At 61.7% G+C, this 20,658-nt stretch carries 21 protein-coding genes; 15 read left to right on the top strand and 6 right to left on the bottom strand.

Annotated elements, in window-relative coordinates; genetic code table 11:
- Positions 1–31: 31 nt before the first annotated feature.
- Complete coding sequence (gene dgoD / locus FJ970_RS28870; protein WP_140756828.1) at positions 32–1,180, bottom strand: galactonate dehydratase; 1,149 nt, start codon at positions 1,178–1,180, stop codon at positions 32–34.
- 16 nt (positions 1,181–1,196) lie between these two features.
- Positions 1,197–1,886 carry a FadR/GntR family transcriptional regulator gene (locus tag FJ970_RS28865; RefSeq protein ID WP_140757057.1) on the bottom strand — a complete coding sequence of 230 codons (690 nt, stop codon included), beginning with the start codon at positions 1,884–1,886 and terminating at the stop codon, positions 1,197–1,199.
- A 259-nt stretch (positions 1,887–2,145) separates the two neighbouring features.
- Between FJ970_RS28865 and FJ970_RS28860 the strand changes: the two genes are divergently transcribed.
- The 5 genes from FJ970_RS28860 (at position 2,146) to FJ970_RS28840 (ending at position 7,347) form a co-directional block, all read left to right on the top strand.
- Positions 2,146–3,135, top strand: coding sequence for an arabinose ABC transporter substrate-binding protein (locus FJ970_RS28860; protein ID WP_140756831.1), 990 nt, complete (start codon positions 2,146–2,148; stop codon positions 3,133–3,135).
- A gap of 70 nt (positions 3,136–3,205) precedes the next feature.
- Positions 3,206–4,717 (top strand): L-arabinose ABC transporter ATP-binding protein AraG, encoded by a 1,512-nt coding sequence (araG, locus tag FJ970_RS28855; protein WP_140756833.1) that lies wholly within the window; start codon positions 3,206–3,208, stop codon positions 4,715–4,717.
- Positions 4,718–4,727: 10 nt separating this feature from the next.
- Entirely contained in the window at positions 4,728–5,678 is a 951-nt protein-coding gene (araH, locus tag FJ970_RS28850; RefSeq protein ID WP_140756835.1) for an L-arabinose ABC transporter permease AraH, read from the top strand.
- Between the two features lie 6 nt (positions 5,679–5,684).
- Complete coding sequence (locus FJ970_RS28845; RefSeq protein ID WP_140756837.1) at positions 5,685–6,575, top strand: aldose 1-epimerase; 891 nt, start codon at positions 5,685–5,687, stop codon at positions 6,573–6,575.
- On the top strand, positions 6,568–7,347 hold the full coding sequence (locus FJ970_RS28840) for an SDR family oxidoreductase (RefSeq protein ID WP_140756839.1): 780 nt from the start codon (positions 6,568–6,570) through the stop codon (positions 7,345–7,347). Before FJ970_RS28845 ends, FJ970_RS28840 begins: the two co-directional genes overlap by 8 nt.
- A gap of 203 nt (positions 7,348–7,550) precedes the next feature.
- Here FJ970_RS28840 and FJ970_RS28835 read toward each other — a convergent pair whose 3' ends face one another.
- Genes FJ970_RS28835 through FJ970_RS28820 form a run of 4 tightly spaced genes read right to left on the bottom strand, consistent with a single transcriptional unit; the run spans position 7,551 to position 9,702 of the window.
- Positions 7,551–7,724 (bottom strand): hypothetical protein, encoded by a 174-nt coding sequence (locus FJ970_RS28835; protein WP_181178376.1) that lies wholly within the window; start codon positions 7,722–7,724, stop codon positions 7,551–7,553.
- Between the two features lie 31 nt (positions 7,725–7,755).
- Entirely contained in the window at positions 7,756–8,883 is a 1,128-nt protein-coding gene (locus FJ970_RS28830) for a WD40 repeat domain-containing protein (protein WP_140756841.1), read from the bottom strand.
- Positions 8,884–8,896: 13 nt separating this feature from the next.
- Positions 8,897–9,229, bottom strand: a complete 333-nt coding sequence (locus FJ970_RS28825) for a hypothetical protein (protein ID WP_140756843.1) — start codon at positions 9,227–9,229, stop codon at positions 8,897–8,899.
- The gene (locus FJ970_RS28820) at positions 9,226–9,702 is read right to left on the bottom strand and encodes a hypothetical protein (protein ID WP_140756845.1); all 477 of its coding nucleotides are present in this window, start codon (positions 9,700–9,702) and stop codon (positions 9,226–9,228) included. The genes FJ970_RS28825 and FJ970_RS28820 overlap by 4 nt, the downstream gene beginning before the upstream one ends.
- Before the next feature lie 563 nt (positions 9,703–10,265).
- On the opposite strand from FJ970_RS28820, the gene FJ970_RS28815 reads away from it, so the two are divergent.
- From FJ970_RS28815 to FJ970_RS28770, 10 genes are all read left to right on the top strand, one after another.
- On the top strand, positions 10,266–11,939 hold the full coding sequence (locus FJ970_RS28815) for an aromatic/alkene/methane monooxygenase hydroxylase/oxygenase subunit alpha (RefSeq protein ID WP_210241170.1): 1,674 nt from the start codon (positions 10,266–10,268) through the stop codon (positions 11,937–11,939).
- A 58-nt stretch (positions 11,940–11,997) separates the two neighbouring features.
- Complete coding sequence (locus tag FJ970_RS28810; RefSeq protein WP_140756849.1) at positions 11,998–13,059, top strand: NADH:ubiquinone reductase (Na(+)-transporting) subunit F; 1,062 nt, start codon at positions 11,998–12,000, stop codon at positions 13,057–13,059.
- Positions 13,060–13,106: 47 nt separating this feature from the next.
- On the top strand, positions 13,107–14,165 hold the full coding sequence (locus FJ970_RS28805) for an aromatic/alkene monooxygenase hydroxylase subunit beta (protein ID WP_140756851.1): 1,059 nt from the start codon (positions 13,107–13,109) through the stop codon (positions 14,163–14,165).
- A gap of 17 nt (positions 14,166–14,182) precedes the next feature.
- Complete coding sequence (locus FJ970_RS28800; protein ID WP_140756853.1) at positions 14,183–14,554, top strand: MmoB/DmpM family protein; 372 nt, start codon at positions 14,183–14,185, stop codon at positions 14,552–14,554.
- Between the two features lie 71 nt (positions 14,555–14,625).
- Positions 14,626–15,648: an amidohydrolase family protein gene (locus FJ970_RS28795; protein WP_140756855.1), complete on the top strand. Its 1,023-nt coding sequence runs from the start codon at positions 14,626–14,628 to the stop codon at positions 15,646–15,648.
- 4 nt (positions 15,649–15,652) lie between these two features.
- Entirely contained in the window at positions 15,653–16,450 is a 798-nt protein-coding gene (locus FJ970_RS28790) for an iron-sulfur cluster assembly protein (protein WP_140756857.1), read from the top strand.
- Between the two features lie 76 nt (positions 16,451–16,526).
- Complete coding sequence (locus FJ970_RS28785) at positions 16,527–18,158, top strand: molecular chaperone GroEL (RefSeq protein WP_140756859.1); 1,632 nt, start codon at positions 16,527–16,529, stop codon at positions 18,156–18,158.
- 37 nt (positions 18,159–18,195) lie between these two features.
- Positions 18,196–19,239 (top strand): NAD(P)-dependent alcohol dehydrogenase, encoded by a 1,044-nt coding sequence (locus FJ970_RS28780; RefSeq protein ID WP_140756861.1) that lies wholly within the window; start codon positions 18,196–18,198, stop codon positions 19,237–19,239.
- 71 nt (positions 19,240–19,310) lie between these two features.
- Positions 19,311–20,000, top strand: coding sequence for an aquaporin (locus tag FJ970_RS28775; protein ID WP_140756863.1), 690 nt, complete (start codon positions 19,311–19,313; stop codon positions 19,998–20,000).
- A 139-nt stretch (positions 20,001–20,139) separates the two neighbouring features.
- Positions 20,140–20,637 carry a DUF1097 domain-containing protein gene (locus FJ970_RS28770; protein WP_181178378.1) on the top strand — a complete coding sequence of 166 codons (498 nt, stop codon included), beginning with the start codon at positions 20,140–20,142 and terminating at the stop codon, positions 20,635–20,637.
- The last annotated feature ends 21 nt before the right edge of the window (positions 20,638–20,658 follow it).

Genomic DNA, 20,658 nt, shown 5'->3' with positions numbered 1-20,658 from the left:
GGAATTCTGTGAAGGCTGCCGCTCAGCCAAGTCACCACTCGGCGAAGGAGCCGTCCCTGTGGCGCCAGATCGGGTTACGCCAGCGATGTCCTTCCTTGGCGCGCTCCTTGACGTAGTCCTCGTCGATCTCGACACCGAGGCCCGGGCCATCGGGAATGGCGACATAGCCATCCTCGTAGCGGAAGACATCCTTGTTGGCGGCGTAGTCGAGCAGGTCATTGGCGGCGTTGTAGTGGATACCGAGGCTTTGCTCCTGGATGAAGCAGTTGTAGCTGACCGCATCAAGTTGCAGGCATGCGGCCAGCGCGATCGGACCGAGCGGGCAGTGCGGTGCCACCGCCACGTCATAGGCCTCCGCCATGGCCGCGATCTTGCGGCATTCGGTGATGCCGCCGGCATGCGACAAGTCGGGCTGGATGATGTCGACTATGGCTTCCTCGAACACGGACTTGAAGTCCCAGCGGCTGTAGAGGCGCTCGCCGAGCGCGATCGGCGTCGAGCCAAGGGCGGCGATCTCCTTCAGCGCCTCGCGGCTTTCGCTGAGCACCGGCTCCTCGATGAACATCAGCCTGTAGGGCTCAAGCTCCTTGACCAGGATGCGCGCCATCGGCCGATGCACGCGGCCGTGGAAATCGACGGCAATGCCAATGCCGGATCCGACGGCTTCACGAACCATGGCGACGCGCTCCACTGCCGCGTCGATCTTGTCGTGGCTGTCGACGATCTGCAGTTCCTCGGTGCCGTTCATTTTGAGTGCCAGGAAGCCGCGCGCCACCATTTCCCTGGCGCCGGCGGCAACCTCGGCCGGCCGGTCGCCGCCGATCCAGGAATAAACCTTGATGGTGTCACGCAACTTGCCGCCGAGCAGTTCATGCACGGGCACGCCGAGCGCCTTGCCCTTGATGTCCCACAGCGCCTGGTCGATGCCGGCAATGGCGCTCATCAGGATCGGCCCGCCGCGGTAGAAGCCGCCGCGATGCATCACCGTCCAGTGATCCTCGATCAGGCGCGGGTCTTTGCCGATGAGATAATCACCAAGCTCCTTGACCGCCGCCTCGACGGTCAGCGCCCTGCCTTCGACCACCGGCTCTCCCCAGCCGGTAACCCCTGCATCGGTCTCGATCTTCAGAAACAGCCAGCGTGGCGGAACGAGGTAGGTGGTGAGCGAGGTGATTTTCATGCGGGCGGGACTTGTCTCAGTTGCTCTTGAGTTTCTTGGCGCTGGCGAGATCGCGCGCCGCAAGGTCGAGGATCCGGTTGGCTGCATCCCGCGCCGCCTTGGCGTCGCGCATGCGCAGCGCTTCTACCACCTCTTGATGCGCCGACACCGCTTCGGTGCGCCGCTCGAGCGAAATCGTCGCCGTTGCCTCCAGTGAGAATTTCAGCCCTGTGTCGATCAGATTGCCAATCTGGCGAAAGATCGGGTTGTGGCTGGCGGCATAGACGATCTGATGGAAGACAATATCGGAGCGCGAGAACGCTGAGAGATCCTCGCCTGCGCTTGCCATACCTTGCCAAGCCGCCTCGAGATCGGCGATCTCCTGCAATGTCGCGCGCGTCGCGGCCAGCTCGGCGACCAGAGGTTCGATGGCCCTGCGCGTCTCCAGGATGGCGTCGAAGAGCTTGTCGTCCAGCGCATGCGGCGCATGCCAGGCCAGCACCTGCGGATCGATGATGTTCCAGTCGTCCTCGTCGCAGACGACAGTGCCGACGCGCGGCCGTGACAGCACCAGCCCCTTGGCGGCAATCACCTTCAGGGCCTCGCGGATGACAGTGCGGCTGACGCCATATTCGACGCCAAGTTCGTTTTCGGTCGGCAATGAGGATCCGGCCGGATAGCGTCCGGAAAAGATGTCCGAGGCGATCGCCTTCGTCACATCCGGCATGACGCGCGGGCGGCGAGCGGTGGCGTTCCCCGGGGCCTTGTTTGAAATCTCGGTCACCTCAGCCCTCCTCCAAGGCGGCGAACCTGCCATGTTCGCGCAACCGGCCCGGCATTAGCGGATACAAACGACTTGCGCCAGCGATCGTTGATCATAGCATGTACATTAATTATCATACCAGATCAATTGACGAGTATGATAAAAGCGACTAGAGAATCCGATACCCGGGCTGGAGCGCCCGGCCTATCGCTGGGAGGTAATCATGCGACTTTTAAAGACCGCGCTCGTCGCGGGCGCGCTTGCCATGCTGTCCGTCACGACCATCGCTGCATATGCTCAGGACACCAAGATCGGTTTCATCGTCAAACAGCCCGAGGAGCCATGGTTCCAGGACGAATGGAAGTTCGCCGACCAGGCCGCCAAGGAAAAGGGGTTCACCCTTGTCAAAATCGGCGCCGAGGACGGTGAGAAGCTGATGTCGGCGATCGACAATCTCGGCGCTCAGGGCGCCCAGGGCTTCATTGTCTGCACGCCGGACGTGAAGCTCGGGCCTGGCATCGTCGCCAAGGCCACCGCCAACAATCTCAAGCTGATGACCGTCGACGACCGTCTGGTTGGTGCCGACGGCAAGGCGCTGGAAGACGTGCCGCATATGGGCATCTCGGCAACCAAGATCGGCGAGGCCGTCGGCAAGGCCATCGTCGACGAGATGAAGGCACGCGGCTGGAAGGCCGACGAGGTCGGCGCCATTCGCGTCTCCTATGACCAGCTGCCCACGGCCGTCGACCGTGTCGAAGGCGCCATCTCGGTGCTGAAGGCAAATGGCTTCAAGACCGAGAACATCTTCGACGCGCCGCAGGCCAAGACCGACACGGAAGCCGCACTCAATGCCGCGACAGTCGTGCTCAACGCCCATGCCGACATCAAGAAATGGGTTTCCTTCGGCCTCAATGACGAAGCCGTACTGGGTGCGGTGCGTGCCGCCGAAAGCGTCGGCATTCCGGCGGACGGCATGATCGGCGTCGGCATTGGTGGCGCGGATTCGGCGATCAACGAGTTCAAGAAGCCGGCTGCTACCGGCTTTGTCGGCACCGTGATCATCTCGCCGAAGCGCCATGGCTACGAGACGGCGCTCAACATGTATGACTGGGTTGCCAACAACAAGGAACCGGAGAAGCTGATCCTGACCTCCGGTGCGCTGGCCAAGCGTGACGACTATCAGAAGGTCCGCCAGGGCCTCGGCATCGAATAGTCCTCCCTGTACAAACAGGCGGCGGCTCATCCCGCCGCCTGTTTCTCAATGGCAAGAAGGATCGCTGCCCGTGTCCTTTCTCGATTTCTCGCACATCACCAAGACCTATCCGGGCGTCAAGGCGTTGTCGGACGTCTCGTTCAGCGTTGACAAGGGCGCCGTGCACGGCCTGATGGGCGAGAACGGCGCCGGTAAATCCACCCTGATCAAGATCCTTTCCGGTGACCAGCATGCCGACGCGGGCGAAATCCGCATCGATGGCAAGGTCCAGGCCTATGCCTCGACCCGGGATGCCTTCGACAATGGCGTCATCGTCATTCACCAGGAATTGCAGCTCGTTCCCGAGCTCACTGTTGCCGAAAATCTCAGCCTCGGCCGCTTTCCCGCCAGCGCCGGCATCATCGCGCGCACCAAGATGCTGGAAGACGTCGGCGCCAAGCTGAAATCGGCCGGCATCGACATCGACATGCGCCGCAAGGTCAAGACGCTGTCCATCGGCGAGCGCCAGATGGTCGAGATCGCCAAGGCGATCATGCTCGATGCGCGCGTCATCGCGCTGGACGAGCCCACCTCTTCCTTGTCGTCACGCGAGAGCGAAATCCTGTTTGCCCTGATCGATCGCCTGCGCGGCGAGGGCAAGGTCATCATCTATGTGTCGCACCGGCTCGACGAGGTGTTCCGGCTCTGCGACAGCCTGACCGTGCTGCGCGACGGCAAGCTCGCGGCGCACCATGCTTCGGTCAAGGACGTCACCCGCGACCAAGTCGTCGCCGAAATGGTCGGCCGTGAAATCTCTGACATCTGGGGTTTTCGTCCGCGCAAGGCCGGCGATATCAGGCTGAAGGTCGACGCTCTGTCCGGCGTAAAGCTCAGGACGCCGGCCAGTTTCGAGGCCCGCGCCGGCGAGATCGTCGGCTTCTTCGGCCTGATCGGTGCCGGCCGCTCGGAACTGATGCGGCTGGTCTTCGGCGCCGATCCGCGCTCGGGCGGCGCCATCACCGTCGACGGCAAGGCGGTCCACGCCGCCGACCCGCATGGCGCGATCCGCGCCGGCATCGTGCTGTGTTCGGAAGACCGCAAGCATGACGGCATCATCCAGGGCCGTTCGATCGAGGAGAACATCAACATCTCGTCGCGGCGCCATCACACGCGCTTCGGCATCTTGAACCGCGCCAGCGAAATCGCGACCGCCGAAACCTTCATCAAGAAGCTCAAGGTGCGCACGCCCTCGCGCAGGCAGGACATTATCAACCTCTCCGGCGGCAACCAGCAGAAGGTCATCCTTGGCCGCTGGCTGTCGGAGCAGGGCGTCCGGGTTCTCATCGTCGACGAGCCGACGCGCGGCGTCGATGTCGGCGCGAAATCGGAAATCTACGAACTGCTCTACCAGCTTGCCGAGGACGGCATGGCGATCGTCGTCGTCTCGTCCGAACTGCCGGAGGTGATGGGCATCTGCGACCGCGTCCTGGTGATGTGCGGCGGGCGTGTCAGTGCCGAACTCACCCGCGACCAGTTCGCCGAAAGGGCGATCCTGGCCGCCGCTCTTCCCGACAAGAAAACTCCCGACGCGATCGCATCCTGAGGACTCTGGCATGACCCAACCCTTGAAGAAGATCCTGCTCGGCGAACAGGGGCTCGTCGTCATCTTCGTCGTTGCCTTCGCGCTGGTGTCGGCTCTGGTGCCCAACTTCCTCACCGATCGCAACATGCTCGGCCTGCTGCAGTCGGTGGTCACTGTCGGCATCGTCGCCTGCACCATGATGTTCTGCCTCGCGGCGCGCGACTTTGACCTGTCGGTCGGTTCGATCGTCGCCTTTGCCGGCATGGTCGCGGTGATGGCGTCGAACGCGTCAGGTTCGATCCTGCTCGGCCTTCTGGCGGCAATTGCCTGCGGCGCCTTCGTCGGTTTCGTCAACGGCGTCGTCATCGCCAAATTTCGCATCAACGCGCTGATCACGACGTTGGCGACCATGCAGATCGTGCGCGGCCTTGCGCTGATCGCGTCCGATGGCCGCGCTGTCGGCATCAACAGCCCGGATTTCTACCAGCTCTCGCTGTCTAAATTTTTGGGCATTCCGACGCCGATCTGGGTATTGGCCGTCCTCTTCGGCATATTCGGCTTCGTGCTGAACCGCACGGTCTTCGGCAAGAACACGCTCGCCATCGGCGGCAACCCCGAGGCGTCACGTCTGGCCGGCGTCAATGTCGACAGGACACGCATCTGGATCTTCGCGCTGCAAGGTGTCGTCTGCGGCGTCGCCGGCATCCTGCTCGCATCGCGCATCACCTCGGGTCAGCCCAACGCGGCGGTCGGGCTCGAGCTTTCGGTCATCTCGGCCTGCGTGCTCGGCGGCGTCTCGCTTGCCGGCGGACGCGCCACCATGTCGGGCGTCATCGTCGGCGTGCTGATCATGGGCATCGCGGAAAACGCCATGAACCTGCTCAACATTCCGGCCTTCTACCAATACATCGTGCGTGGCGTGATCCTGCTGCTGGCCGTGCTGCTCGACAATCTGCGTTCGTCGGCACTGGGGCGGCGCTGAGCGGGCGTGTCGTCCCGGATTCTCATAGAGAGCGATCGGCTGAACGTCCGGATCAGCCCACTTGGGGGTGCGATCGTTGAGGGCCATACGGTAGAAGGCATGCCGTTCCTTCGCCCCTACAAGGGCAACGCCAAGTTCGATGTGGCCGATGGCGCGTGCTTTCCGCCGGTGCCGCTCGGCAATCGCGTCGAGAACAATGCGTTCTCCTTCGGCGGTCGAACGTTTGCGTTCGCGCGCAATGCCGATGATCCGCTGTATATTCATGGCGATGGCTGGCTTGGCGCCTGGGCAGTGGAGGAATGCCGGGCCGATCACGTTGAACTGGCCTTCGACAAACAGCAGAGCGCGGTCTCGCCGTATGCCTATCATGTGCGACAGTCGTTCAGGCTCTTGGGTGCCCGACTGGAGTTACTGATGTCCGTCACGAACACTGGCGGCGTCACACTGCCGTTCGGCCTCGGCTTTCATCCCTTCTTTCCGCGCACGCCTTTGACGACCCTGCTTGCCCGGGCCCAGGCGTGGTGGACGGAGGGCGATGGGCATCTTCCGGCCTCCAGGGGCGCCATTGCTGAAGATGTCGACTTCTCCACGGCGCGCCCATTGCCAGACAGCTGGCTGAACAATTGCTGCGAAAGCTGGAATGGCGTCGCGCGCATCGTCTGGCCGGAGCGGCGGCTCGGGGTGCACATCAAGGCGGACAGTGCGCTCGACCGCTACATGCTCGACGCGCCAGACCAGGACAAGAGCTACTTCTGTTTCGAGCCGATGAGCCACACGCCGAATGCGCTGAGGCATGTCGATGCTGACACGATGGGGCTCAAGTTGTTGGCGCCCGGCGAAACGCTGAGCGCCGGATTCACAATGACCATCTTCGATTGGAGTGACGACAATGGCTGAACGCCTTTCCGGCAAACGCATCTTCCTCACAGGCGCCGCCCAAGGCATCGGGCTGGCTATTGCCGAGGCCTGCCTTGCCGAAGGGGCAAAGCTGTTCCTCGTCGACCAGGACGGTGCGTTGCTGGACGAGACTGTCGCCGGCCTGGCCGGACCGCAAGGGCGTGTCGGGCATATCGCAGCCGATATCAGCGATGGGGCGGCGATTGCGGCTGCCGTTCGCCATGCAGCCGTTGAGATCGGCCCAATCAACGCTCTGATCAATAATGCGGGGATGAACGTGTTCTCGACACCGCTCGATGCGACTGAGGCCGAGTGGAACCGCAATTTCGACGTCAACGTGAAGGGCGCATGGAACTGCGGCAAGGCTGTCTTGCCGGGCATGATAGCAAGTGGCGGCGGGGCGATCCTCAACATAGCCTCGACGCATAGCTTCACCATCATCCCGCACACCTTCCCCTATCCAGTCGCCAAGCACGCACTGCTCGGCCTGACCAAGGCCTTGGCGCTCGAATACGCAGGCCAGGGCGTGCGGGTTAACGCGCTTGCGCCCGGCTATGTCGAGACGCAGAAGGTCGTCGATTACTGGAACTCGTTCCCCGACCCCGTTGCCGCCCGCGCCAAAACGATGGCGTTGCATCCGAGTGGCCGCATCGCCTCGCCGCGCGAGATCGCTCTTGCCGCGATCTTCATGATTTCCGACGAATGCCCGTTCATGAATGCAGCTTGCCTCGTCGTCGATGGCGGTCTCAGTCAGCTCCAGCACCCCGCCTGAACAATCCCGAAGAATGCGTTAGACATCAAAAAAGCGCGAAGCGGGATTGCGCGTTAAATGAAGCAACCTTGGGAGCGCAAGCCGCGCGCCCACCAAACGGCGGACCAGCTGGCAACGGCGGTCGCGCTCGACATGACGGCACAGACTGGACGCCGACCGTGCGCACCTACCTCGCCACCGAGGAATGGAACAGTCTCGTCGATCTAGTTCGTCTTCAGTTGACCAATCCGGTTTTCGGCGATCCAGCGCGCGGCGAGCACCAGCGCGCCCATGCTGAAATCCTTGCCGTGCTTGGCAACCATCTCTTCCGACAATTTGGCGAGCCGTTCGAAGAAGGCGTCCTTGCTCTCTTCCTCTGTGGTGATTTCAATCTGCATTCTATCCTCCTGTTTCGCGCGGACTGCCCCGCTATTTGAACATCTGCGCCGGAAAGGTGATGATCGCCGCAGTGCCGTCGACCATGCCCGCAGCCAGATGCCGTCCGTCGCCGGACCAGGCAAGCGCGGTTACCCCACTGCCCAAGGGCCGGACGAGAAGCTCGTCGCGCCCGCCGATCTGGGCGACGGTGATCCGGCCGTTGGCGTAGCCCGCCGCGACGAGTTTCTTTTCCGGATGCGCCGCCACCGTTTCGACTAGCACGAGACCCGCGCGACCGGTCTCCAGTGCTCCGGCGCTTTCGCCGTCAAGCGGCGGCGCGGTCATCGACCAACCGGCGATCCGGAACGCACCGGAGGCAAGCAGCGCGTTCGCCGGCTGGCTCCAGCACAGGGTTCGGACCGGCGAGGGGAATCCCGCGATGACGCCGTTAAGACCATCGGCGATGTTGATCAGGGCAAAGCCGCCGGTTTCGAGCCCACTGGCCAACCATGTGCCATCGCCGCTCCAAAGGATCGATGTCGGGCGCGCCGGAAAGGCAAAGTCTCGTATCAGGCTGGCAGGCCCTTCGACTGCCCAGATCGACAGCCCATTGCCCAAGCCACAGGCGAGGCGGCGTCCGCCGGGGGAGAAGGCCAGTGTGTCCGTCGATGATGTCGCACCGCTTTCCAGCTTCGTCACATCGCCGAGGTTGCTGGAGAGGAAGACATCGCGCCCGTCGCTGACCGCCGTCATCGCTGTCGGGGCACTATGGTCGATCGCGACTATCGGCCCTTCGATCTTGATCTGTGTCTCCGCAACTTCGCCGTCAGCCGTCAGATGCACTGCCTTGCCGGTCGCCGTTCCGACGAGAAAGCTGGAATCCAGATAGACGGCGAGGGGGGCATCGCCATCGCCAAACCCCGCCGAGGCGATCAACGGCACCGGCGGCTTCTCGCGCGGGCGGATCGTCGTCTGGCCGAGATCGCCGCTTACCCTGATGCGCGACTCCGGCGGTTCCTGGTCGGCGATCGCGGCCAGGGCGAGCGTTCCGTCCACGGATGTGAAAGCAACGGTCGAACCATCGGCGCTGAAGCACAGATCGGCGATCGCCGACGGGCGCCGCCAACTGCGTGCCAGCAGGTCGAACAAGGTCAGGTTTTGCATCGTCTGCTGGTTCACTGTGTCTCTCCGGTCAGTCCTCGTTCACTATCGCCGCGAGCTCGCGATCGACATCCGCGACCTCGCTTTCAGCAGCGGCGATGCGGTCTTCGCACGCCGAGCGTGCGTTCATGATCGCCTCGGCGCTCTCTTCCGCCTCATGCAAATCCTGCACCAGTTGCGCGCTGGCGCCGCTCCTGCCGATCTCCAGTTCCACGCGCAGCACATCCATCTCGAGACCCGCCAGTTTCTGATTGAGCCGCAATGTCTCGGCGGTGAGCGCCGAGACGTTGCCAACAAGAGCCATCCGGCGCTCAAGCAGCCCCTTGCGCGCGGCGGCTTGCCTCTTCACTGAACCCGTCGTCATTTCTCCTCCCCGGCTGCCGGCCCGGCCGGATTTTCGAAAGCCGAAAGCAGCTTGGGCAGAGTGTCAGCCTGCGATTGGAACCGCTTCTCGGCCGTTTCGATGTGGCTCTTGAGCTGATCCCAGATATCGACGCGGATCATCGATGTGGTGTCGCCGGTGAGGCGCTCAATCTCGTCGACGCGGAACTGGCGCGTCAGCGAAACACCGGAAAACACGAAGTCGCGCAGCAGGATCGCATGGCTCTCGATGAACAGATGGATCATCGGATGGGTTTCAGTGGTGACGCCGCCGGCAGCAAGCTCGGCCCGGATGAAGTCCTGGAAATGGCTTTGCAGCCGGTACTGGCTTTCTCCCATGAAACGCATGACGAAAACCAGGTCGCGCGGCATCAGCCTGACCAGATCGCCGGTCACCCCGTCGGCCTGGTTGGACATTGGCGGGGCTGGGCCCCGGTTGTCTTTGTCGTCCGGCATGATCCTTCTCTGACACTGCGCTCGTCTAATGCCTGCTCACGATAGTAGAGCAAGATCATAAAATAAATAGATCTCGAAAGAATTTGATTATATTGCGGAAGCTAACCGAATATATTGCAGTGCAAACATGAATAAATGTTACGGTCGTAATATACATGTGTAAAATATCGTTACAGTTGCCTATGCGTTTACGAGTGGAACAGGCTGGGATTTCGCTCGGCGCGTGGCTCACGGCCCCAGTTTTCAAACTGGCACGGCGATTGCTTTACCTATTTGCATAAGAAGCCCATCGCGCTTGACGCGGTGCCAAAAGAACGAAGGACCGGAGGAAGCAGGGACAGGGTACATCCGCTTCGGCACGCCCTCGCAAAATGCGGTTGGCGTCTCGCGGCTCCCTGCCAGACACCTCGAAAACCTTTGCCGCGATCCACTTGAATGGCTGGACCATGAGTCGCGCCTGAATGCGCAACCCTTTGTCGTGCCGTTCGCACTCTCACTGGCGGTGCCGAGCGCCGCTTCATGCCGGGGTCAAGGGACCCGCGGCTCAAACCTGGTGGAGGCTTATGACGATGACGTCTCTGACGCTCAACAAGATCACCTCGCAACGCGGCATCTCCGTGGGCGAAGCAACCAAGAAGATCGCCGACCTCGGCTGGAATCCTTCCTACGTCCAGGAAGCGATGACGTTTCCGACCGACTACAAGATCAACAAGACGCCGCGCGACCCGATGAAGCAGGTCCTGCGGTCCTATTTCCCAATGCAGGAAGAGAAGGACAACCGTGTCTATGGCGCGCTGGACGCGGCGCTACGCGGCGACATGTTCCGCAATGTGGAACCGCGCTGGGTCGAATGGATGAAACTCTTCCTGGCCATCATTCCCTTCCCGGAAATCTCCGCCGCGCGCTCGATGGCGATGGTCGCCCGCATCGCGCCCGGCGAGGAACTCAGAACCGGCTTCACGATGCAGATGATCGACGAGTTCCGTCACTCGACGATCCAGATGAACCTGAAGAAATGGTACATGGAGAACTACATCGATCCGGCCGGCTTCGACATCACCGAGGAAGCCTTCGGGAAATGCTACGCCACCACCATCGGTCGCCAGTTCGCCGAAGGCTTTATCACCGGCGATACCATGACCGCCGCCTGCATGTATCTGACCGTGGTGGCCGAAACCGCCTTCACCAACACGCTGTTTGTAGCCATGCCTTCGGAAGCCGCCCGCAATGGCGACTACGCACTGCCGACAGTTTTCCTGTCGGTGCAGTCGGATGAGAGCCGGCATATCGGCAATGGCCACTCGCTGCTCATGGCGGCGCTCAAGGAGCCGGAGAACCACCTGCTGCTCGAGCGCGATCTGCGTTACGCCTTCTGGCAGAACCACGCTATCGTCGATGCGGCCATCGGCACCTTCATCGAATACGGCACCACCAACCGCGATAAGAACAAGGAGTCCTACGCGGAAATGTGGCACCGCTGGATCTATGAGGACTACTATCGCACCTACATGCTGCCGCTCGAGAAATACGGCATCAAGGTCCATCACGACGACGTCCAGGCGGCCTGGGAACGCATCACCAAGAAGAACTACGTCCACAAGGTCGGGCAGTTCTTCGCGGTCGGCTGGCCGGTCAACTTCTGGCGCATCGAAGCCCAGACTGACAAGGACTTCGAGTGGTTCGAGCACAAGTATCCGGGCTGGTACGCCGAGTTCGGCGATTTCTGGAAGTGGTACGCCAAGCTCAGCCACAAGGGCGAGAAGGTGCTGCTGTTCAACAGCGACGTCGGCTACGTCTATCCGCACCGCTGCTGGTCCTGCCTCGTGCCTTGCCTGATCCGCGAGGACATGGTGGTAGGCGAGATCGACGGCCAGTTGCACACCTTCGCCCACGAACTCGACAAGTGGACCGCGACGGTGGCCTTCGCCGACGAGTATCAGGGCCGTCCGACGCCCGCCATGGGCCGCTTCAGCGGCAAGCGCGAGTGGGAGACGCTCTATGACGGCTGGGATCTGGCTGATGCGATCAAGGACCTGAACTTCGTCCGTTCGGACGGCAAGACGCTGGTTCCGCAGCCGCATATGCGCTTCGACGACAAGGAAATGTGGACCCTCGACGACGTGCGCGGCAACAAGCTCGGATCGCCGCTGAACGCGCTGCGTGGCATGTCGCCAGCGGACCGCGAGAAGCACCTGGCGGAATACCGGGCCGGCTTCACCATCAATCCCTGCAACTGATCAGGCCAAAGGGGGGCGGGTTCGTCCCGCCCCCGGCTCATCCCAACTGGAGGCCCGCATGTCGGAAACCCACACGGTCAGGCTCAGCCCGGTCGGCGTCGATTTTGAGGTCGAGCATGGCGAGACGGTGCTCAACGCCGCGTTCCGCCAGGGCATCGCCCTGCCGCACGGTTGCAAGGAAGGGCAATGCTCGGCCTGCAAAAGCGTGTTGCTTGATGGCGAAGCTGACATGCTGAAATACTCGACCTTCGCACTGAACGACATGGAGAAGGAGAGCGGCCACGTCCTTTTGTGCCGCTGCATCGCCTACTCCGATCTGGAAGTCGAGCTTCTCAACTACGACGAGGAGATTCTGGCGAAAGCCATCGCCGTAAAGACGTTCAAGGGCCGGATTGCTCTGATCGAGCATCTGACCCACGACATTCGCGGCATCGAGATCGAACTCGGCTCGCCGATAAAGTTCTGGGCGGGGCAATATGTCGACATCACGGTTACCACGCAAAAAGGGGAGACGATTACGCGCTCGTTCTCCATGGCAAATACGCCGGACCAAACCGAAAAACTCTGCTTCATCATCAAAAAATACCCTGAGGGAAAATTCTCCGGAGAACTCGATTCCGGAGGCATCAAGGTCGGAGCCGAGGTCACCGTCGTCGGACCCTATGGAACCTGTTTCCGTCGGGAAGAACGGCAAGGACCCCTGATCCTGGTCGGCGCCGGCTCGGGCATGTCGCCGATCTGGTCGATCCTCAACGACCACCTGAAGAGCGGCGAGAAACGTCCGGTCTATTTCTTCTACGGCGCCCGCACCCGCAACGATCTGTTTTATCTCGACAGGATCGCCCAGCTGGTCGGCAATCATTCCGACGTCACCTTCATTCCCGTGCTGTCGCACGCGAACGACGACGCCGAATGGCAAGGCGAGCGTGGCTTCGTGCACCAGAGTGTCGACGCCAAACTCAAGCGACTGGCGGTCGACGGGCAGGGCGATGTCCATGCCTGCGGCCCGCCGCCGATGATCGATGCGCTGCAGCCGGTCCTGTTCATGAACGGGTTCGAAGCGGAGCGGATCTTCTTCGACAAGTTCACCACATCGGCAGGTGCAACGCCGGCCCATTGAGGGGCGGCCACGCAGCCAATCACAACTGCAACAAGGGAGAGAGAACTATGCCTGCAACCTCGAGTTCAGTCGGATCCGGAGCCGCCGGCGCGGCGATCTTTGCCGACTCCGACAGCCGGAAGTACCGGTATTTCGACCCGAAGGGCCAGCGTGCCACTCACTATGAGGACATGACGGTCGACGTGCAGCCAGATCCCGAGCGTTACCTGATCCAGGACTGGATCATTTCCTTCGCCGACGGCAAGGGCGCCTACGTCAAGCAGAACACCGCCGCGCAGAGCTCCAACTGGCATGCCTTCCGCGCCCCCGATCAGGAATGGGAGCGCACGCACTACCAGCGCCAGTCGAAGATCGAGACGATGGTGCAGAGCGTCATCAACAATGCGCGCAAGTCCGGTGCACCGAAGACCTTCGACAAGGCCTGGGTCAAGATCCTTCAGGCCCAGCTCGGCGCCTGGAAGCATGCCGAATTCGGACTTGGCACCTCGCTCATGCAGGCGCAGCGTTACGGCTACACCCAGATGATCAACAACGCGACGCTGACCAACTCGTCTTACAAGCTCAGGCTTGCACAGGACATCACGCTCTACCTTGCCGAGATCGGCATGGACTTGCCCGGCTGGGACGACGAACTCGGCAAGAAGACCTGGCTCGAGGACAAGAACTGGCAAGGCACCCGCGAAGCGGTCGAGACCATCATGGGCGCGACCGACTATCTCGAACAGTATTTCGCCATCAACATCATCTTCGAACCGTTGGTCGGCGAAGTATTCCGCTCCGGCTTCCTGATGCAGATCGCCGCCGCCAACCACGACTTCATCACGCCTGCGGTGATCTCGGCAGCCGAGGCCGACTACGAGCGCAACCTCGCCAACACGATCGACCTCATGCACTTGCTCGCCAACGACGAGAAACACGGCGCGGCAAACAAGAAGCTCTTGCAGGGCTGGGTCAAGAAGCACGGCGCGCTCGCCGACAAGGCAGCCATCGGCCTGCAGCCGATCTGGTCTATGCCGCATTCCAAGCCCGTCGCGTTCGCGGACGTTCGCGCCAAATCCGACGAACGGATTGGCCAGATCCTTGGCGAACTCGGCCTCAAGCGCTGAAAAAAGGGGAAATTGTCATGTCACTATCAGCACGCGATGCCACGCACTCCAACATCTTCAAGGAGATGAAGGACATCACCTTCGAACAGACGATTTCGCACCAGTGCGGCGTCACCATGAACGACTCCGTCGAAGCCAGGGCCATCGCCGAATTCATGGGCAAGAAGCCTGGGGTGACGATCACCTACCAGCCGGCGCTGATCCGCATCGACGGTGACGGCAAGCTGATCTTCAAGATGGACGCCATCGGTGAATACCTCGGCCGCGAGATTTCAGCCGAGACCTTCGAGGTCAACACCTCCACCCACTACGGCCGCATGGTTCGTGTCGACGATAACACGGTGATCCTGTTCGGCAACATGGACGAGATGTTCGAATACATCGAGTAGACGCCAAAAAACGGGCGCGTCGCCGACGTGCGGCGCGCCGAACCGATCAACGCCATCTTGCGGAGGAACGAATGTTTAGAACACCGGAAGGCAAGGATATTTTCGTGGTCGACGGTCACACCCATTTCTGGGACGGCAGCCCCGAGAACCAGAAGAACATCCACGGCAAGCAGTTCATCGAGTGCTTCTATGCCTATCACACCGGCCTGAGCCCCAAAGACCAGTTGTGGGAGAAGTCGAAGTTCGAGAAATACAGTGCCGACGACCTCTATCGCGACCTGTTCATCGACGGTCCCGATGATGTGGCGATCGTCCAGTCGACCTATCTCAAGGACTTCTACAAGAACGGCTTCAACACGATCGAGCGCAACGCCGAGGTGGCCAAGCGCTATCCCGAGCGTTTCATCGTCAATGGCGCCTTCGATCCGCGCGACGGTGAGAAGGCGCTTGAGTACATCCACTTCCTCAAGGAGACCTACAACGTCAAGGGCGTGAAAATGTACACGGCCGAATGGAACGGCGCCTCCAAAGGCTGGAAGCTCACCGATCCCGATGCCTACAAATGCTTCGAACTCTGCGACAAGCTCGGCATCAGGAACATCCACGTCCACAAGGGTCCGACCATCATCCCGCTCAGCAAGGACGCCTTCGACGTCCATGACGTTGACTATGCGGCGACGGATTTCCAGGGTCTCAACTGGATCATCGAGCATTGCGGCCTGCCGCGCCTCGACGATTTCTGCTGGATCGCAACGCAGGAAACCAACGTCTATGGCGGACTGGCGGTGGCGCTGCCCTTCATCCATTCCCGCCCGCGCTATTTCGGCGAGGTGATTGCCGAACTGCTGTTCTGGATTGGGCCGGAGAAAATCCTGTTCGGTTCCGACTACGCGATTTGGACGCCGCGTTGGCTTGTCGAGAAATTCTGGGCCTATCAGATCCCTGAGGACATCGCCGCGGAACGTGGTGTGCAGCTGACCGACGAGATCAAGGAGAAGATCCTCGGCCTCAACGCAGCGCGCCTCTACAACATCGACGTCGAAGCCAAGAAGAAGGCGCTAGCCGGCTCGCCCTTCAGCATCGCGGCGGAGTAGGGCCATGGCAACCGCCAGCGTTTCCGGCAGCCGAGAGAACGAACTCTGGCGGTGCCTTGGTGAGGTCAACGACCCCGAGCTCGACGAACCGATTACCGAGATGGGCTTCGTCGAGCGGGCCGAGGTGACGAGCGATGGCAGCGTGGAGATAGATTTCCGCCTGCCGACCTATTGGTGTTCGCCCAACTTTGCCTTCCTCATGCTGGACGGCGTGCGCAAGACGCTCGACCAGCTCTCCTGGTCGCCGGCCTATCGCGTCAAGCTGCACGATCACATGTTCGCGGAAGAGGTCAATCGCGGCATGGAAGCCGGCAAGACATTCAGCGACATATTCGCCGAACTTGCCGAGGATCGGGATCTCGGGGCCTTGCGCGAAACCTTCAGGATGAAGGCATTCAAGCGGCGCCAGGAGGCGGTCTTGCGCGGCCTCAAGGCGCACGGTCTGACGGATCGGGAAATTGTCGGCATGGAGCTGCCGGCATATGACGTCGCTCGGTTCGAACCGGGCGCGGCGGCCAAACAGAAACCGAGATACAGGGCGGCTCTGCTCGAGCGTTTTCCCGACCGCAGGGCGGACGATCCCGTCTTCGTGACATGGGAAGGGCAAGGCATACCGGCCGGCGCACTCGGCGCCCACCTCGCCGAACTGCGCGGTGTACGCATCAACATGGAGTTCAACGGCGCGCTGTGCCGGGGGCTCAAACAAACAAGATACAAGGAACTGGATGTGGTCGACGGCGAACCAACGCTGGTCGATTTCATCATGGATCGCGTGCCGGCAAGAGCCGCGCCGACCGCATGAAGCAGAGCTGACACAACGGCCTCCCTTGCACGAGGCCCCTAACCAACAACCCGCCCGTAAGGCGGAAGGAGGAATCATGCCCAAAATTATGCTTCACAATTCCGACGCGCGTCGTGCACTTGCCCGCGGCGTCTTTCGCTTGGCCGCTGCCGTCGAGCCCACGCTCGGCCCCAAAGGCATGAACGCCATGATCGACCGGCCGATCGGCACACCGATGGTGACCCGCGACGGCGTCAGCATTGCCTCCGAGATCGAGCTGCACGACCGTTTCGAAAATATGGGCGCGCAAGTGGTCCGCGAAGTGTCGATGCAGACCAACGAGGTCGCCGGTGACGGGACCACGACAGCCATCGTGCTCGCCAACGCGCTCATCCAGGGCGGCATCGAAGCGAATGAGCGCGGCGCCAAATCCGTCGATCTGTGCAAGGGCATCGATCTTGCCGTGGCAGCCGTGGTGGCCGCCCTCAAGGCTTCGGCGAAGCCCGCCAAAGGCAACGGCATCCTGGCTTCGGTCGCCAATATTGCTGCGACCGACACGAAGCTTGGCGCCCTGGTGGCGGAAGCCCATCAGCGCGTAGGAGCCGACGGTGTCATCACCACGGACTTCAGCGTCACCACCGAGACCACGCTCGATGTGGTCGAGGGCATGTCCTTCGACCGCGGCTATCTCTCGCACCACATGGTGACCGACCAGGAGAAGATGGAGGCGGTTCTCGAACGGCCCTACATCCTGATGACCGATCTCAAGATCAAGGAGCCTGAAGCGCTGGATGCGGTTCGCCGTATTGCCGACGAGGATGGTCGACCGCTGCTGATTGTGTCCGAGGAAATGTCGCCGGAAGTTGTGGTGACACTGCTCGGCAAGCAGGGGCCTGGAAAATACCTCGTCGTCCATCCGCCGGAATACGGCCATTGGCGCAAGGCGATGATGGAGGATCTGGCGATCATCACCGGCGGCAAGGTGATTGCTCGCGACCTCGGCGGCCGGCTGGAAGACATCACCGCCGAAGACCTTGGCACCGCCGACCGGGTGAAAACCAGTTCGTCCTACACCTCGATCATACGCGGCGGCGGCGACCATGCCGCAATCGCGTCGCGTCGCGCCCAGGTGCAGCGACAGTATGAAGCCTCGCCGCCGAACATCGACCAGGACAAGCTGCGCGAACGCCTGGCCAAGCTCTCCGGCGGCACCGCGATCCTTTATGCTGGCGGTGTCACGCCGGTTGAGCAGAAGCGAACCATCCAGCTTATCGAGGACTCGCTGAATGCGGTGCGCGCCGCATCCGAAGAGGGCGTGGTCGCCGGCGGTGGCTCCGCGCTTGCCCAGATCGCGCCGCTGCTCGACAAGGTGGCGGCCGATGTCAGCGGCGATGTCGCCGAAGGCGTGCGCCTGGTTCGTTCGGTGCTGTCGCGGCCGCTCTGGCGCATCGCCGCTAATGCCGGCGCCGATCCCGAGGCAGTCGTGGCGGAAGTCACGCGCATCAATGGCGGTTACGGTTACAACGCATCCGCCGGCAGCTACCAGAACATGTTCGAGGCAGGGATCATCGATCCCGTCCGCGTCACCTATACCGCGCTGGCTAATGCAGCTTCCGTGGCGACGCTGATCCTGACCACCGAAACGCTGATTGGCCATCTCGCCGAGGACGAGGATCCGACGGCCGGACCGGCTCGTGGCGGCGGCTCCGAAAAGCTCGGCCGCGCCTGAAGCAATCGAACAATCTCGACGTTGAAAGGATACGACGATGAAAGCTGCCAGACTTTACGAATACGACCCGAAGATGAACGTCCAGCTCAAGATCGAGGAGGTCGCCGCGCCGACGATCACTTCCCCCGACGAGGTCATCGTGCGGGTCGGCGCCGCTGGCCTCTGCCGCACCGACCTTCACATCATCGAGGGCGTGTGGAAGCCGACCATGGACCCCGAAGGCACCCTCTTGCCTTACATCATGGGCCACGAAAATGCCGGTTGGGTCGAGGAGGTCGGCAGCGGCGTCCGGTCGGTCAAGCGCGGTGACGCCGTGATCTGCCATCCCTTCCGCTCGTGCGGCATCTGCCTCAACTGCCGACACGGCGAGGACATGTACTGCGATAATGGCCAGTTCCCCGGCCTTGGCATGAATGGAGGCTTCGCCGAGTACTTCATCACCAGCGAGCGATCGCTGATCAAGCTGAACGCCAATGTCACGCCGATCGAAGTGGCGCCGCTGGCCGACGCCGGCATCACCGCTTACCGTGCCGCCAAGCGGGCGGCGAAGCTGTTGCGGCCAGGCAGCTACTGCGTCCTGCTCGGCATAGGCGGGCTCGGCCACATCGCGCTGCAGTCGCTGCACGCGATTTCGGGCTGCCGCATCATTGCCGTTGATCGCGAACCGGCTGCGCGTGTGCTGGCCAAGGATCTTGGCGCCGACTTCGTCCTCGATGGCGGCCCTAATGTCGTCGAGGAAATCGCCCAGATCACCGGCGGCGGCGCCCATGTGGTGATCGACTTCGTTGGCGAACTCGGTGTCGAGAACATCTGCTGGAAGATGGTGCGCAAGGGCGGACAACTGTTCGTCGTCGGTTATGGCGGCAACATCAACGTGCCGACCGCGCACCTCGTCATCGAGGAGATCAACATCGGCGGTAGCCTGGTCGGCAACTTCACCGAACTTGTCGAACTGATGGAGTTGAACGCCGACGGCAAGGTGAAGATGCACTACACGGAATACAACCTCGCCAGCATCAACACTGCGCTCGACGATTTCAAGAATCGGCGATTCACCGGCCGCGGCGTCATAGTGCCTTGAAACATCGAACCGGACTTCGCGCGAGCACGTGCGGTGTCCGGTTCACACCATCATCCAGAGGGGAAAAACAGATGAACAAATACGTCTGTGAATTCATCGGAACCTTCGCGCTGGTCTTCTTTGGTTGCGCTACGGTTCTTTTCATGCGCTCCGAGGTCGGTCTGCTGGGTGTGGCCATGGCATTCGGCCTTTCGGTGGTGGCGATGGCCTATTCGATTGGACCCATTTCCGGCGCCCATCTCAATCCGGCGGTAAGCCTTGGTTTCTTCGTCGCCGGCCGACTGAAATCCAATGATCTCATCGGCTATGTGGTCGCGCAATGCGCGGGGGCGATCATCGCATCGGCGGTGCTCTACGTGATCGTGCAAGGCAAGGGCGGCGGCTACGACGTGGCGGCAAATGGCTTTGCCCAGAACGGCTGGTCGGCCTATTCCGCAACTTCCGCCTTCCTGTTCGAGGCGATCGCCACGTTCCTGTTTCTGCTGGTGATCCTGCGTGCCACCGCCGAAGGCGGCGCCGGTCCTCTGGCTGGTCTGGCGATCGGCCTGACGCTGGTCATGATCCATTTAGCCGGCATTGCAGTGTCCGGATCATCGGTCAATCCGGCCCGCTCGCTCGGTCCGGCTCTGTTTGTCGGCGGAGCGGCGGTGTCGCAGCTCTGGCTTTATATCCTGGCACCGTGCCTTGGCGCCACAGCCGCGGGGCTCGCGTTGCGTGCTGGTGTGATCGGTGCTGGCGAAACGGCCGCGCAGCCGGCCTGATCCCTTGCCGGACCCGGCCAGCTCTTCTTCTTGGACCCCGTGGCGGCTGCCATGGCGTTTTGCGTGTCGGGGACGTCAGCGAAGCGCGATCCTGAAACGAATGTCTTTGCTTCGAGGTTTGAAAAAACGGGAGGACAACATGGATCTTATTACAGGACTGGCCGTGGTCATCGGCATTATGGGTGGCATTGCAACATGGGCGGCGATCACGATCGGCAGTCCCTATCTGCTGATCTGGGCGGTATTTGTCGGCTGGGGCAGCTTTTATCACTGTAGCGGCAAGGAAGCCGGGTTCCGGAATTCGGCGGTTGCAAACCTCTGGGGGGCGATCTGCGCGGCCGCCGCATTGGTAGCCCTGACGTCCATCGGGGTTACGGCGATCATGGCCGGTATTTGCGTCGGTATTTCCATCGTGGTGCTGATTCTCGCCGCCAAGCTGCCGCTACTCAGCGCCATTCCATCAGCGGTCTATGGTTACGCAACGACCGCCGCGCTTTTTCTGCTCGGTGCCGCCGCCTATGGTGATGGTGCCAGCGGCATAATCAAGGTCGCAACCGCTGTGGTGATCTCGCTGATCATCGGCAATGTTCTCGGCTATGTGTCAGAGAAAGTGACTGGGGCTGTCGTAAAGACCTGATCATGCCTGGCGACCGCTGCT

The sequence above is a fragment of the Mesorhizobium sp. B2-1-8 genome (assembly GCF_006442545.2).
Lineage (GTDB): Bacteria > Pseudomonadota > Alphaproteobacteria > Rhizobiales > Rhizobiaceae > Mesorhizobium.
The sequence above is the reverse complement of the archived record's forward strand: the minus strand, read 5'-3'. Positions and strand labels throughout refer to the sequence as shown.